Raw genomic sequence first — 13,039 nt, 5'->3', positions numbered from 1 at the left:
CGACGCGCTCCCGGGCGACGCGAGAAGATCACCGAAGTCACTGCAAGCCCCCAACCTGTAGCCGTCCGACCGGCCCCGGCGAAGCCCGCCGGCCCATGCCGGAACCCGCAGCAAGCTACCAGGAGCGGTCAAGAGGCCCCGGGGTGTGCCCCCGAGGGCCTCTCACCGGCAAGCCCCCGGCTCACCAGGACGACTTGCGCACCCCCGGCAAATACCCCGCGTGCGCCTGCTCCCGCAGACTCACCCGGGACAGTCCGAACGCCCGGAAGTATCCGCGCGGACGCCCGTCCACCTGGTCCCGGTTGCGTACCCGCGTGGCGCTCGCGTCGCGCGGCTGCCGGCGCAGTTCGGCCTGCGCGGCGAGCCGTTCGGCGTCCGTCGACGACGGGCGCCGGATGATCTCCTTCAGTTCGGCCCGCCGGGCGGCGTACCGCGCGACGACCTCCTGCCGCTTGTCGTTCTTCGCGATCTTGCTCTTCTTCGCCATCAGACCTTCACTCCCCGGGCGCGGATCCGGGCGACGGCCGCCTCGACTCCGATCGTGTCGACGGTCTTGATCGCCCTGGCGCTCAGCCGCAGGCGTACGTACCGGCCCTCGCTCGGCAGCCAGTAGCGCTTGGTCTGGATGTTGGGGTCGAACCGGCGTGACGTGCGCCGGTGTGAGTGCGAGATGCGGTTGCCGAAGCCGGGCTGGGTGCCGGTCAGCATGCAGTGCGCGGACATGGGGTGACGTACCTCTCTGACTCAGCTGATGCAAATGGAATTCATTTTCAGTAGTATAGCGGCATGGCACGCAATGAACTCCGGCCGGTCATCAAGCTCCGGTCCACGGCCGGGACCGGCTACACGTACGTGACCCGCAAGAACCGTCGCAACGACCCGGACCGACTGACCCTGCGCAAGTTCGATCCGGTCGCCGGCCGCCACGTCGACTTCCGAGAGGAGCGCTGACCGATGCGCGAGGGAATCCACCCGGACTACGGTCCCGTCGTCTTCCGCGACCGTGCCGCGGACTACGCGTTCCTCACCCGCTCGACGATGACGAGCGAGAAGACGATCGAGTGGGAGGACGGCAACACCTACCCGGTCGTGGACGTCGAGATCTCCGACGTCAGCCACCCCTTCTACACCGGCACCGCCCGCGTCCTGGACACCGCGGGACGCGTCGAGCGCTTCGAGCGCCGGTACGGAAAGAAGGGCTGAGCCCGTGGCTGCCCCTTCTGGGCTCCCCGTCGTGATCGTCGGCGGCCTGCATGCCGACGCCCGCAGGGCGGCCGTGGCCCGGCTGCTCGCCGACGTGCCCGGCAGCGTCGCGCTCCACCACGACCTGGCGACGGCCGCGGCCGGCACGGTCGTGCGGACCGTCCGGGACGCCACCGGAATCCTGGACGCGGGGGAGGCGCCGCTGGTCAACGACTGTGCCTGCTGCGCCCTGCGCGAGGACCTGGTTCCGGAGCTGGAGCGGCTCGCGGACGCGGGACAGGCACCTCTCGCCGTCGTCGAGCTGTGGGACTCCGTCGAGCCCAAGGCCATGGCCGAGGTCGTCACGGCCGGCGGGCTCACCGTCACCGGCGTGATCACCGCCGTCGACCCGGCCCTGGTCCTGCCGTACCTCGGCAACGGCGACGACCTGGCCGACGGCGGTCTCGCCGCCGCCGCCACCGACCAGCGCACGGTCGCCGACACCTTCGCCCGCCAGCTGGAGTACGCCCCCGTCCTCGCGATCGCCGAGTCCCCCGAGGCCGACGACGAGGACCGCGAGCTGCTCGCGCAGCTGCACCCGACGGCCCGCCAGGTCCCGATCGGCCACGGCGGCCCGGCGGGCGCGCCCGCACCCGCGCCCGGCGCCTTCGCGGCGGACACGGCCGACGGCCTGACCGTGCCGGCCCCGCGGCGCCGCCCGCTCTCCCCGCTGGCCGAGGCCGCCTTGGCCGGCTTCGACGTGGAGTCGGCGGCGGCCGCCCAGCACCCGGCCTGCGCCCTGCTCCCCGCCGAGGCCGACGCGCACGGCGTCTCCACCCTGGTCTGGCAGCAGCGCCGCCCCTTCCACCCGGAGCGGCTCTACGCGGCCCTGGAGGACCTGACCTGCGCGGCCGCCCGCAGCCGGGGCCGGTTCTGGCTCGCCGACAAGCCGGACACGCTGTTCCACTGGGACGCGGCGGGCGGGGCCCTGTGCGTGGAGAGCGCGGGACCGTGGCTCGCCTCCCTGCCGGACGCGGCCTGGGAGATGGTCCCGCCGGTGCGCCGCGCCGCCGCCGCGCTGGACTGGCACCCCGAGCACGGCGACCGCGGCCAGCACCTGGTCTTCACCTCGCCCGGCCTCGACCGGGACGGCCTGGAGCGGCTGTTGGAGTCCTGCCTGCTGACCGACGCCGAGTACGCGGCCGGGCGCGACGCCTGGCAGCGGCTGCCGCACGCCTTCGACACCCTCCTGGAGGTCTGACCCGATGCCCCGCAAGATCGACCGCAAGCCCGTCAAGAACCGCCCCAACCCGCTGGACCAGGCCGGGATCGAGTACATCGACTACAAGGACACCGACCTGCTGCGGAAGTTCATCTCCGACCGCGGCAAGATCCGCAGCCGCCGGGTCACCCGCGTGTCGGCCCAGCAGCAGCGGCAGCTGGCCCGGGCGATCAAGAACGCGCGCGAGATGGCGCTGCTGCCCTACGCCAGCCGCTGACTCCCAACCCGCGTGAGGTTCCCCACGCTTGACGGGCGGGGGGCCTCATGCATCTGTCCCGGGGCCGCACGGAGCGCACGCCGGGCGGTCCGTCAGGGCCGGACGGCCGACCGCCGGTCCGGCGATGGTCCGAGCCGGGCACCGGCCCCGAGGGGGACGTCACCGTCCTCCGCGCGGCCCATTTCTCCCTGCTCCCGCAGGCGGCGGTCGTCTTCCGCATGGAGGCCGCACGGTCCCGCCCCAGGCCCTGGACCCCGCGCCCCAGCTCCCGCTTCTCCGGATTCGCCGCCGCACCGGTGCCCGTCCCCGCCGCCGAGCGGATGCTCCGCCTCCACGACACCTCCGCCGAACCCGCCGACTTCGCCGCCGGTGGCCGGGAACGCGCGGCCGGGCAGTCCCGTCAAACAGGCAAGAGCTTTCGGTAAAGCGGTCGTCAAAGCTGTAACCGGAGGACCACCCGCCGTGCACGTGCATCTGCCCATGCATCTGCACATGAACAGGGCTATGATCCGGGTCAGTTGACCGCTGCATCAATGGCCACACCAGCCAGTGCACCACCGGGGAGCGACCTGTGGACCACGACGTGTACAACGGTATGGCGGCCGCCGGGCTGCGGGGTGTGGCCTGGCAGAAGAGCCGGCACAGCAACTCGCAGGGCTCGTGCGTGGAGTTCGCCCGGTTGCCGGGCGGTGACGTGGCCGTCCGTAACTCGCGTTTCCCCGACGGTCCCGCACTGGTCTACACCCGTGCGGAGATCGAGGCCATGCTGCTGGGCGTGAAGGACGGCGAGTTCGACCACCTGGTGGGGGGCTGACGCCCCGGCATCTCCGTGACGGAACGGGGCAATCGGTACTCACCGCGCGGCGACGCGCGTAGAACCGCGGCGCGAGGAAGCGCCGCGGTTTCTCATTCCGCGTGCGGCCCCGCATCGGGCCGCGGCAGCCGGAACAGCGCCCAGACCACCTTGCCGCTGAGCGCGCCGGCGAGCGGGTGCCAGCCCCAGCTGTCGCTGAAGGAGTCGACGAGGAACAGCCCCCGGCCCGACTCGGCCGAGAAGTCGTCGGTCTCCCGGGCCACGGGACTGTCGTGACTGGGATCGCGTACCGCGCACACCAGCCGCTCGGTCCACCGCATCAGGTGCAGCCGCACCGGCGGCTCGTGGCCGGTGACGCAGTGGGTGCTCGCCGTCAGGCCGTGCCGCAGGGCGTTGGTGACCAGTTCCGAGACCACCAGGCAGACGTCGTCGAAACGGTCGCCCATGTCCCACTGGTCGAGGGTTCTGCGGGTGAACCGCCGTGCTTCGCGCACCGCTTCGTAGCGGGCGGGCAGAGCGCAGGAGGCGGCGTCGGACACGGCCGCGGGATCCAGCGGCGGAAGGCCCTGCCGTAAAGGCTCGAGCATGGTCGATCCATTCGTCCCCATGCGAGGCACTCCCGGGAATTCGCGGTCGGTGCGATGCGGCGGTGGTGCGGGACCATGGTTTCGGATGCGTACAGCAGATGCAAGGGCAGATGCACGTGCAGGTGACCGGAATGAGTCGTCCCGTACCGCTTGTTGGTCAATTTTTCCGTCATCTTCACAGCCTTGCCCGCCCGTTCGCTTGCCTCTTTCTTGAAACCGCGCGCGTGCGTCCCCTGTCTCGATTCCGTTTCCGTAACCGGACGAGTACTGCTCGGAGTGTTTTAGTGGCAGACTTCGGGCCCTGAAGACGTTGGGGAGGCTGGCGAACGTGAGCGCGGGAGAGCCGGGATCGGTGGTGCGGCGCATGCTGCTCGGATCACAACTCAGGCGACTGCGTGAGGCTCGGGGCATCACGCGCGAGGCGGCGGGCTACTCGATCCGCGCCTCCGAGTCGAAGATCAGCCGCATGGAGCTGGGCCGGGTGAGCTTCAAGACCAGGGACGTCGAGGACCTGCTCACGCTGTACGGCATCACGGACGAGCAGGAGCGCGCCTCCCTGCTGTCCCTGGCGAAGGAGGCCAACGTCGCGGGCTGGTGGCACAGTTACTCGGACGTGCTGCCGAGCTGGTTCCCCACCTATGTCGGCCTGGAGGGCGCCGCCTCGCTGATCCGGGCGTACGAGGTGCAGTTCGTGCACGGCCTGCTCCAGACCGAGGCGTACGCGCACGCGGTGGTCCGGCGGGGCATGCAGGGCGCCAGCGAGGCCGACGTCGAGCGGCGCGTGGCGCTGCGCCTGGAGCGACAGAAGTACCTCGTCGACGAGCGTGCGCCCGACTTCCACATCATCCTGGACGAGGCCGCCCTGCGCCGCCCGTACGGCGACCGCGAGGTGATGCGCGGCCAGCTCCAGCACCTCATCGAGGTCTCCGAGCGGCCCAACGTGCGCCTCCAGGTCGTGCCGTTCAGCCTCGGCGGCCACTCCGGCGAAAGTGGCGCGTTCACGATCCTCAGCTTCCCGGAGTCCGACCTCTCGGACGTCGTCTACCTGGAGCAGCTCACCAGCGCGCTGTACCTGGACAAGCCCGAGGACGTCGCCCAGTACGAGAAGGCGCTCAAGGAGCTCCAGAGCGACAGCCCGGGCCCTTCGGAGAGCCGGGATCTCCTCCGGGGACTCCTCCAGCTCTCCTGAAGCCCCCAACTCGCCTTAAACATCAGTACGATGACGTGTGATCAGATCGTGAAGGCGCGATCGAGGGTCTGCTAGGGATCGAGGGATCACATGTCGTCGTCCTACTTCACCGACCTTGCACAGCAGTACATCGACGGTGAGTGGCGCCCGGGTACCGGCTCCTGGGACATCATCGACTTCAACCCGTACGACGACGAGAAGCTGGCGTCGATCACCATAGCCACGGTCGACGAGGTCGACCAGGCGTACCGGGCGGCCGCCCGGGCCCAGAAGCAGTGGGCCGCGACCAACCCCTACGCCCGCCGTGCCGTCTTCGAGAAGGCCCTGCGCCTCATCGAGGAGCGCGAGGCCGAGATATCCGAGGCGATCATCGCCGAGCTCGGCGGGACGCGCCTGAAGGCCGCCTTCGAACTGCACCTCGCCAAGGAGTTCCTCCGCGAGGCGGTCCAGCTGGCCCTGCGCCCCGAGGGCCGGATCCTGCCCTCGCCGGTGGACGGCAAGGAGAACCGCGTCTACCGCGTGCCGGTCGGTGTCGTGGGCGTGATCAGCCCCTTCAACTTCCCGTTCCTGCTCTCGATCAAGTCCGTCGCCCCGGCGCTGGCGCTCGGCAACGCCGTGGTGCTCAAGCCGCACCAGAACACGCCGATCGTCGGCGGCTCCCTGGTCGCGAAGATCTTCGAGGACGCGGGGCTGCCCGGCGGTCTGCTGAACGTCGTCATCACCGACATCGCCGAGATCGGCGACGCCTTCCTCGAGCACCCGATCCCCAAGGTCATCTCCTTCACCGGCTCCGACCAGGTCGGCCGGCACGTGGCGACCGTCTGCGCACGGCAGTTCAAGCGCTCGGTCCTCGAACTCGGCGGCAACAGCGCGCTGGTGGTCCTCGACGACGCCGACATCGACTACGCGGTCGACGCGGCCGTCTTCAGCCGGTACGTCCACCAGGGCCAGGTCTGCATGGCCGCCAACCGCGTCCTGGTCGACCGGTCCGTCGCCGACGAGTTCACCGAGAAGTTCGTCGCCAAGGTGAAGACCCTCAAGGCGGGCGACCCGCGCGACCCGGAGACCGTCATCGGCCCGGTCATCAACTCCTCGCAGGCGGACGCCGTCGCGGGCGTGGTCGAGCAGGCCCTCGCCGAGGGCGCGACGGCCCTGGTGCGCGGCGGGCGGACCGACAACCTCGTCGAACCGTCCGTGCTGACCGGCCTGCCCGCCGACTCGGCCCTGCTGCGGCAGGAGGTCTTCGGACCGGTCGCGTTCCTCGTGCCGTTCGACGGCGAGGAGGAGGCCGTCCGCCTCGTCAACGACACCCCGTACGGCCTGAGCGGCGCCGTCCACACCGGTGACATCGAGCGCGGAGTGAACTTCGCCCAGCAGATCGACACCGGCATGTTCCACGTGAACGACGGCACGGTCCACGACGAGCCGATCGTCCCGTTCGGCGGCGAGAAGCACTCGGGCCTCGGCCGGCTCAACGGCGACACGATGCTGGACTCCTTCACCACGCTGAAGTGGATCTCCGTGCAGCACGGCCGGAGCGGCTTCCCGTTCTGAGGGTGTTCGGGCCATGAGGGCCGACCTTGTCAGTGGCCTGAAGCCGCCTCGCTCCAGGCGACGAGAGCCGCGCCCAACTCGGTCCCGAAGGTGAGCTCCCCCAGGGCGGGTGTTCGCGCCCGCCGCAGGAGTGCGCGTAGGACGTCTCCGAACGGCTTGTCAAGGAGCGCCGCCGCCGTCGGGGTTGCAGTCGAGGGCCTGGATACCGGTGTGGCGGTTGGGGCTGTTCAGCGGGTGGTAAGGGTGCGGTCCGGGGAGGTCGACGGGTCGGGCGAAGCAGAACGCGGCCGCGAGCCAGGACCCGGGCCCGGCCCCGCCCGACGCCGCACGGAAACGCCGCGCCGTGCCGCGCCGTGCCGTGCCGTTCGACGCCAAGTGGCAGGGCGACACAGGACTTTGACGGAAAGCCAGACATGGCCGCGCCGACTTGATCTCGTCTTGGCCCCGATGAAAGGATTCTTTCATCCTGTATCCCCCCACATTCCCGCAGACAGGAGCTTCTGTCATGAGAACTCTCGGGTTCGCTGGAAAGTCATGCGCCGCCGTCGCTCTGGCCTGCGCGGCCACGCTACTGATGCCGGCCACACCGGCCTCCGCCGAGGACTGGGACCGGAGCTGCTACAAGATCTCGGCCCCCTACAAGGGCATCAGTGAGATCATCGGCGCGGCCAGCAAGACCAGCAGCAAGTGCAGGGACGCCACGATATCCCTGCTGCGCCACCGCTGGTACGGCTGGGAGGAGATGGACTGGACCCCGCTCGAGAGCGGCTCCAAGATCGCGTATTGGAAGTGCACGGGTTCCGGCACCTACACCTACAAGACCGTCGTGGGCGTCGACTCCAACCTCGCCACCTACGAGAGCGCCGAGCGCCGCTTGACCTGCTGAGGACGGACCGGCGGGGCCGGCCCGGGGTGGCCGGCCGCGTTCGTCACCTCACGGGGCCGTACACGGCGCCGTCACCACAGGCCTCCCACATACCGGACATGGCGGGCCGCTCACACCCGCGCTTCGACTGCCGTCGGCGGCATGTCCAACCAGTTGGATTCCGCCGGGCACGACCTGAGCGACGAGCTGTGGCCGACGCGGCTGCTCGCCGAGCGGCCCGAGGCGATCGCCGAGGCGCATCTCGCCTGGTGTGAGGCTGGCGTGCGCGGGCGGCCGAGCAATCGCCGCGAGCGTGGGCATGGTTCGCGAGAGCGCGCACCGGGTCCAGGCAGAGCCCCGCTGTGGGGGGCGGCGCCCGTCGGCCCCTACGGGGCGATGCTCGCCGACGGCTCCGAGTACTGCGGCCGGTACGGCCTGATCTCGGCCTGCGAGCCGCGGTCGCTGTGATGGATCAGCTGGAGTCCTTCTTGATCCGGCGTCATCCACAGCGCTATCTCCGGCGCGTCCAGCGGAACAGGCCACCGCGAGCTCTCGGTACACCGCCGCGTGTCCCCGCTCGTCGGCGTAGACGAGGTGGACGGCGACCCGGGAGTTCTCGATCCGCCCGGCCGTTCCGGTGTGCTGGTGCTGGTGCTGGACCCCGACCGTGTCGGCGCCGTTCTTCACGTCGCCGGTCTCGTCGACGACCAGCATCGCTGCCTCGTCATGGAGGTGCTCGACGATGTATTCGCGCACGTCGTCGCGGACGGCGTCGGCATCCCAGACGACGGGCGGGCCGGGCGGTTGGTGCTCGGCCCGCTGTCGGACTGGAGGGCTCTCTCGCTAAGAGCGGCTGTCCTTGCGGACAGAAGCTGACCGCAAGGGTGCGTAGCTTCGTCGGTGTCAGGGGGAAGAGGCCCCCGGTCCGACGAAAGGCGGCGGTCATGGTCACTCACGTTCCCGCGGAGGCACACGGCGACGAGCGCGGAGCGCTGCTTTCCTTCATCGAGGAGCAGCGCGGCGGCATCCGGCGGGCGGTGCTGGGGCTGACCGACGAACAGGCGAGCTCCCGTCCCAGCGCCAGTGAGCTGTCGCTCGCCGGACTGCTCAAGCACGTCGTCGAGGTCGAGCAGTTGTGGGTCGCCCTGGCGAAGGGCGAGCCGCCGGCCGTCGAGCGGGACCAGAGCAACTGGCACGAATGCTTCCGGCTGGTGGGCGACGAGACCGTCGAGTCGCAGCTGGCGTACTGGGAGAAGGTCGCCGCGGAGACGGAGGCCTTCATCCGCTCGGTGCCCAGCCTCGACGACACCTTCGCGCTGCCGCCCCAGCCCTGGTTCCCGCCGGACGGCCGGGTCTCCATGCGCTGGCTGTGCCTGCACCTGATCCGCGAGACGGCCCGGCACGCCGGCCACGCCGACGTCATCCGCGAGTCGCTCGACGGCCGGACGGCTTTCGAGCTGGTGGCCGAGGAGCAGCGGGCGGTGGCCGAGGCATAACCTTGGCCGCATGTCAACGATCCGCCTCCTCGTGCTCGGCGCGGTCCGCATGCACGGCCGCGCCCACGGCTACCAGGTGCGCAACGACCTGGAGTACTGGGGCGCGCACGAGTGGTCCACGGCCAAGCCCGGCTCGATCTACCACGCCCTGAAGCAGATGGCGAAGCAGGGCCTGCTGCACGCGCACGAGATCGCCCCGTCCACGGTCGGCGGCCCGCCGCGCACCGAGTACGAGGTCACCGGGCAGGGCAGCGAGGAGTACTTCCGGCTGCTGCGGGAGGCGCTGGTCACCTATGACCAGCGCGCGGACGTGAAGACGGCGGCCGTCGGCTTCATCGTCGACCTGCCGCGCGCCGAGGCGGTCGCGCTGCTGAAGGAGCGGACCCTGCGGATCGAGCAGTGGCGGGCCTCCGTCCTGGAGCACTACGTCCCCGAGGAGGGGCCCGGCCAGCTGGGCCACATCGGCGAAATCATGAACATGTGGGTCCACACGGCCGACTCCGAGGCCGAGTGGACCCGCGGTCTCATCGAGCGCATCGAGGGCGGCGCCTACACCTTCGCCGACGAGGGCGACCCGTTCGTCGGGATCCTGGCCGAGGGCGAGCAGAACCCGTACGCCACGGGGGAGCCGCACCCCGGGGACGCGCTCTAATCAAATTTGACGAATGGCTCGGGCGGGGTTACGTTCGAGCTTGTAGTCAAGTTTGACTAGCGAGGGAGTCCCTGTGGCCGACACGGCGATCACCGTCGAAGGCGCGGAGAAGAGATACGGCGACAAGCAGGCGCTGGACGGGCTCGACCTCACGGTCGCGCGCGGCACGGTGCACGGGGTGCTCGGCCCCAACGGCGCGGGCAAGACCACCCTGGTGAGGATCCTGTCCACCCTGCTGCGCCCCGACGCGGGCCGGATCGAGGTGGCCGGGCACGACGTGGTGCGCGAGGCGTACGCCGTCCGGCTCCGCATCGGCCTGCTCGGCCAGCACGCAGCGCTCGACGAGGAGCTCGGCGGCCGGCAGAACCTGGAGCTGTTCGGCCGGCTGCACCACCTGGGCGCGCGGCGGGCACGCGTGCGTGCCGGCGAACTCCTGGAGCGCTTCGGCCTGGCCGACACCGGCCGCAAGGCGGTCCGGCAGTACAGCGGCGGCATGCGGCGCCGCCTGGACCTCGCGGCGTCCCTGATCACCGAACCGGAGGTGCTGTTCCTGGACGAGCCGACCACCGGCCTCGACCCCCGCGGCCGGGCCGAGGTGTGGGACTCCGTCCGCTCCCTGGTCGGCGGCGGTACGACGGTCCTGCTCACCACCCAGTACCTGGAGGAGGCCGATCAGCTCGCCGACCGCATCTCGGTCGTCGACGCCGGCCGGGTCATCGCCGAGGGCACGGCGGACGAGCTGAAGGCCGAGACCGGCGGCGACCGCATCGACGTGGTCCTGCGTGACGCGGGCCAACTGGAGGCCGCTGTCGCCCTGCTGCCCCTCAGCGGGGTCAGCGTCGACACCGACCGCCGCCAGCTGAGCGCCCCGGTGACCGACCGCATGGAGGCCCTCTCCGGGGTCGTCCGGGCCCTTCAGGAGGCCGGCATCGAGGCGGAGGACGTCGCCCTGCGCCGCCCGACGCTGGACGAGGTGTTCCTGCACCTCACCGGAGACGACCGCCGAGTGAAGGAGGCCGCGTGACCGCCCACGCCCTGACCGACTCCTGGACCATGACCCGCCGGGAACTCGCCCGCTGGGGACGGCAGCCGGTCCAGGTGGTCGTCAACCTCGTCTTCCCGGTGATGCTGCTGCTCATGTTCGGCTACCTGGTCGGCGGCGGCAGGGGCGTGGGCGGCGAGTACCGCGACTACCTGATCCCCGGCATGCTCGCGCTCACCATGGCCTTCGGCCTAGAAGGCACGATGATCGCCGTCACGCGGGACCTCGACAAGGGCGTCATCGACCGCTTCCGCTCCATGCCCATGACCAACGGAGCGGTGCTGGTGGGCCGTTCGGCCGCCGACATGCTCCAGTCGGCGATGGCCCTGGTGGTGCTCATGGGTGTGGGCGCCGCCCTCGGCTGGCGGACCCACGGCACCGCGGCGGCCTTCCTGGGAGCCGTGGGCCTGCTGCTCCTGTTCCGGTTCGCCATGCTGTGGATCGGCATCCACCTGGCGCTGGTGGCCGGAAAGCCGGAGATGGTCCAGGCGGTGCAGATCCTGGTCTGGCCGGTCGGCTTCCTGTCCAACGCCCTGGCCCTGCCCGACACCATGCCCGGCTGGCTCGGCACGGTCGTCGAGTGGAACCCGATGTCCCACACGGCCACGGCCGTGCGGGACCTGTTCGGCAGCCCCGGCGCGGAGTCCGGGCACGTGTGGGTGGCGCTCGTCTGGCCCCTGGCCCTGCTGGCGGTGTTCTTCCCGCTGGCGGTACGGAGGTTCGGGCGGCTGAGCCGCTAGTGATGGAACCCGGTCGCCGCGCCCTTGTCCCGCGTGTAGGGGCGCGGCTGCCGGCGCAGCTCCGGCAGCAGGCGTTCCAGGTCCTGCGTGAGGAGCTCGGCGAGGTCGGCCGAGAACCCGTTGCGGCACACCACCCGCAGCACGGACAGGTCCTCGCGGTTGGCCGGGAAGGTGTACGCGGGCACCAGCCAGCCGCTCTCGCGCAGCCGCCGCGACACGTCGAAGACGTCGTACGACGTCACGTCCGGCGCGGTCGTGAAGGCGAACACCGGCAACTCGTCGCCCCGGGTCAGCAGCCGGAAGTCGCCCAGCGCCTCGATCCGCGCGGCCATGCCCGTGGCCACGTCCCGCGCGGCCTGCTGCACGGCCCGGTAGCCGTCCCGGCCCAGCCGCAGGAACGTGTAGTACTGCGCCACGACCTGCGCGCCCGGCCGGGAGAAGTTGAGCGCGAACGTCGGCATGTCGCCGCCCAGGTAGTTCACCCGGAACACCAGCTCCTCCGGCAGCGCCTCCGCGTCCCGCCACAGGGCCCAGCCGACGCCCGGGTAGACGAGGCCGTACTTGTGCCCCGAGGTGTTGATCGACGCCACCCTCGGCAGCCGGAAGTCCCACACCAGGTCCTCGTCGAGGAACGGCGCGACCATGGCGCCGGACGCCCCGTCGACATGCACGGGGATGTCGAGCCCGGTCCGCTCCTGCACCGCGTCCAGCGCCGCGCACAGCTCGGCGACCGGCTCGTAGGACCCGTCGAAGGTCGAGCCCAGGATGCCGACGACCCCGATGGTGTTCTCGTCGCACAGCTCGGCCGCGGCCTGCGGGTCCAGGTGGAACCGCTCGCCCTCCATGGGGACCAGCCGGGCCTCGACCTCCCAGAAGTTGCAGAACTTCTCCCAGCAGACCTGCACGTTCACGCCCATCACCAGATTGGGCCGGGCCCCCGGGTACCGGTCGGCGTTGCGCCGCGCCCAGCGCCGCTTGAGCGCCATCCCGGCGAGCATGCACGCCTCGCTCGACCCTGTCGTCGAACAGCCCACGGCCGCCGCCGGATCCGGCGCGTGCCAGAGGTCGGCGAGCATCGCCACGCACCGCCGCTCCAGTTCGGCCGTGCGCGGGTACTCGTCCTTGTCGATCATGTTCTTGTCCCGGCACTCCGCCATCAGCACCCCGGCCTCCGGCTCCATCCAGGTGGTGACGAAGGTGGCCAGGTTCAGCCGCGCGTTGCCGTCGAGCATCAGTTCGTCGCGCACCAGCTGATGGGCCGTCATCGGCGCCATGGGCTGGTCCGGGAGCCGGTGCGTGGGCGGGGCCTCGGCCATGTCGCCGACCGGGTTGGCGGGGCCGTAGAAGGGGTTGACGGACAGGCGGCGTTCGCCGGTCTGGCGGGGGCCTTCGTTGAGCGGCAAGGGAGCCTCCAGGGGG

The 13,039-nt window shown here is 70.9% G+C and carries 18 protein-coding genes and 2 pseudogenes; 14 read left to right on the top strand and 6 right to left on the bottom strand.

Translation table 11 applies throughout. From position 1 onward, the window contains the following. Positions 1-181 precede the first annotated feature (181 nt). Positions 182-487 carry a 30S ribosomal protein S14 gene (gene rpsN, locus ACZ3I3_RS37035; RefSeq protein WP_020271508.1) on the bottom strand — a complete coding sequence of 102 codons (306 nt, stop codon included), beginning with the start codon at positions 485-487 and terminating at the stop codon, positions 182-184. Next, positions 487-723 carry a 50S ribosomal protein L28 gene (gene rpmB, locus ACZ3I3_RS37030; protein WP_030235949.1) on the bottom strand — a complete coding sequence of 79 codons (237 nt, stop codon included), beginning with the start codon at positions 721-723 and terminating at the stop codon, positions 487-489. The genes rpsN and rpmB overlap by 1 nt, the downstream gene beginning before the upstream one ends. A gap of 63 nt (positions 724-786) precedes the next feature. On the opposite strand from rpmB, the gene rpmG reads away from it, so the two are divergent. The 6 genes from rpmG to ACZ3I3_RS37000 all read left to right on the top strand — a co-directional run bounded on the left by rpmG (position 787) and on the right by ACZ3I3_RS37000 (position 3,495). After that, positions 787-951, top strand: a complete 165-nt coding sequence (rpmG, locus tag ACZ3I3_RS37025; protein WP_333932256.1) for a 50S ribosomal protein L33 — start codon at positions 787-789, stop codon at positions 949-951. Between the two features lie 3 nt (positions 952-954). Continuing rightward, complete coding sequence (locus tag ACZ3I3_RS37020; RefSeq protein ID WP_086847611.1) at positions 955-1,203, top strand: type B 50S ribosomal protein L31; 249 nt, start codon at positions 955-957, stop codon at positions 1,201-1,203. Between the two features lie 4 nt (positions 1,204-1,207). Next, positions 1,208-2,443, top strand: a complete 1,236-nt coding sequence (locus tag ACZ3I3_RS37015) for a CobW family GTP-binding protein (RefSeq protein WP_467372166.1) — start codon at positions 1,208-1,210, stop codon at positions 2,441-2,443. A gap of 4 nt (positions 2,444-2,447) precedes the next feature. Next, the gene (gene rpsR / locus ACZ3I3_RS37010) at positions 2,448-2,681 is read left to right on the top strand and encodes a 30S ribosomal protein S18 (RefSeq protein ID WP_020271512.1); all 234 of its coding nucleotides are present in this window, start codon (positions 2,448-2,450) and stop codon (positions 2,679-2,681) included. A gap of 47 nt (positions 2,682-2,728) precedes the next feature. Continuing rightward, positions 2,729-3,106, top strand: coding sequence for a hypothetical protein (locus ACZ3I3_RS37005; protein ID WP_467372165.1), 378 nt, complete (start codon positions 2,729-2,731; stop codon positions 3,104-3,106). Between the two features lie 170 nt (positions 3,107-3,276). Continuing rightward, the gene (locus ACZ3I3_RS37000; protein ID WP_050810297.1) at positions 3,277-3,495 is read left to right on the top strand and encodes a DUF397 domain-containing protein; all 219 of its coding nucleotides are present in this window, start codon (positions 3,277-3,279) and stop codon (positions 3,493-3,495) included. Between the two features lie 92 nt (positions 3,496-3,587). On the opposite strand, the gene ACZ3I3_RS36995 is transcribed toward ACZ3I3_RS37000, so the two are convergent. Then, complete coding sequence (locus ACZ3I3_RS36995) at positions 3,588-4,082, bottom strand: ATP-binding protein (RefSeq protein WP_467372164.1); 495 nt, start codon at positions 4,080-4,082, stop codon at positions 3,588-3,590. 364 nt (positions 4,083-4,446) lie between these two features. Between ACZ3I3_RS36995 and ACZ3I3_RS36990 the strand changes: the two genes are divergently transcribed. Together ACZ3I3_RS36990 and ACZ3I3_RS36985 are read left to right on the top strand one after the other, a co-directional pair. Next, entirely contained in the window at positions 4,447-5,271 is an 825-nt protein-coding gene (locus ACZ3I3_RS36990; protein WP_086847631.1) for a Scr1 family TA system antitoxin-like transcriptional regulator, read from the top strand. A gap of 90 nt (positions 5,272-5,361) precedes the next feature. Beyond that, complete coding sequence (locus ACZ3I3_RS36985; RefSeq protein WP_467372163.1) at positions 5,362-6,825, top strand: aldehyde dehydrogenase family protein; 1,464 nt, start codon at positions 5,362-5,364, stop codon at positions 6,823-6,825. Between the two features lie 159 nt (positions 6,826-6,984). Here ACZ3I3_RS36985 and ACZ3I3_RS36980 read toward each other — a convergent pair whose 3' ends face one another. Continuing rightward, the gene (locus tag ACZ3I3_RS36980; RefSeq protein ID WP_467372162.1) at positions 6,985-7,200 is read right to left on the bottom strand and encodes a hypothetical protein; all 216 of its coding nucleotides are present in this window, start codon (positions 7,198-7,200) and stop codon (positions 6,985-6,987) included. 199 nt (positions 7,201-7,399) lie between these two features. On the opposite strand from ACZ3I3_RS36980, the gene ACZ3I3_RS36975 reads away from it, so the two are divergent. Both ACZ3I3_RS36975 and ACZ3I3_RS36970 read left to right on the top strand, forming a co-directional pair. Beyond that, positions 7,400-7,711, top strand: a complete 312-nt coding sequence (locus ACZ3I3_RS36975; protein WP_010044268.1) for a hypothetical protein — start codon at positions 7,400-7,402, stop codon at positions 7,709-7,711. Positions 7,712-7,846: 135 nt separating this feature from the next. Beyond that, positions 7,847-8,128: pseudogene (locus ACZ3I3_RS36970) on the top strand (homocysteine S-methyltransferase family protein); the annotation flags it as partial. 102 nt (positions 8,129-8,230) lie between these two features. Here ACZ3I3_RS36970 and ACZ3I3_RS36965 read toward each other — a convergent pair. After that, a pseudogene (locus ACZ3I3_RS36965) lies at positions 8,231-8,473 on the bottom strand (transposase); the annotation flags it as partial. 161 nt (positions 8,474-8,634) lie between these two features. Here ACZ3I3_RS36965 and ACZ3I3_RS36960 point away from each other — a divergent pair. From ACZ3I3_RS36960 to ACZ3I3_RS36945, 4 genes are all read left to right on the top strand, one after another. Beyond that, positions 8,635-9,186: a DinB family protein gene (locus ACZ3I3_RS36960; RefSeq protein WP_467372161.1), complete on the top strand. Its 552-nt coding sequence runs from the start codon at positions 8,635-8,637 to the stop codon at positions 9,184-9,186. A gap of 10 nt (positions 9,187-9,196) precedes the next feature. Further along, positions 9,197-9,838 carry a PadR family transcriptional regulator gene (locus ACZ3I3_RS36955; RefSeq protein WP_467372160.1) on the top strand — a complete coding sequence of 214 codons (642 nt, stop codon included), beginning with the start codon at positions 9,197-9,199 and terminating at the stop codon, positions 9,836-9,838. A gap of 73 nt (positions 9,839-9,911) precedes the next feature. Then, positions 9,912-10,862, top strand: coding sequence for an ATP-binding cassette domain-containing protein (locus tag ACZ3I3_RS36950; RefSeq protein WP_467372159.1), 951 nt, complete (start codon positions 9,912-9,914; stop codon positions 10,860-10,862). Next, complete coding sequence (locus ACZ3I3_RS36945) at positions 10,859-11,620, top strand: ABC transporter permease (protein ID WP_467372158.1); 762 nt, start codon at positions 10,859-10,861, stop codon at positions 11,618-11,620. Before ACZ3I3_RS36950 ends, ACZ3I3_RS36945 begins: the two co-directional genes overlap by 4 nt. On the opposite strand, the gene ACZ3I3_RS36940 is transcribed toward ACZ3I3_RS36945, so the two are convergent. Further along, complete coding sequence (locus tag ACZ3I3_RS36940; protein ID WP_467372157.1) at positions 11,617-13,023, bottom strand: glutamate decarboxylase; 1,407 nt, start codon at positions 13,021-13,023, stop codon at positions 11,617-11,619. The genes ACZ3I3_RS36945 and ACZ3I3_RS36940 overlap by 4 nt on opposite strands. Positions 13,024-13,039: the final 16 nt, after the last annotated feature.

Source organism: Streptomyces sp. NPDC016851 (assembly GCF_055562795.1).
This window is presented reverse-complemented; position numbering and strand designations above follow the sequence as displayed.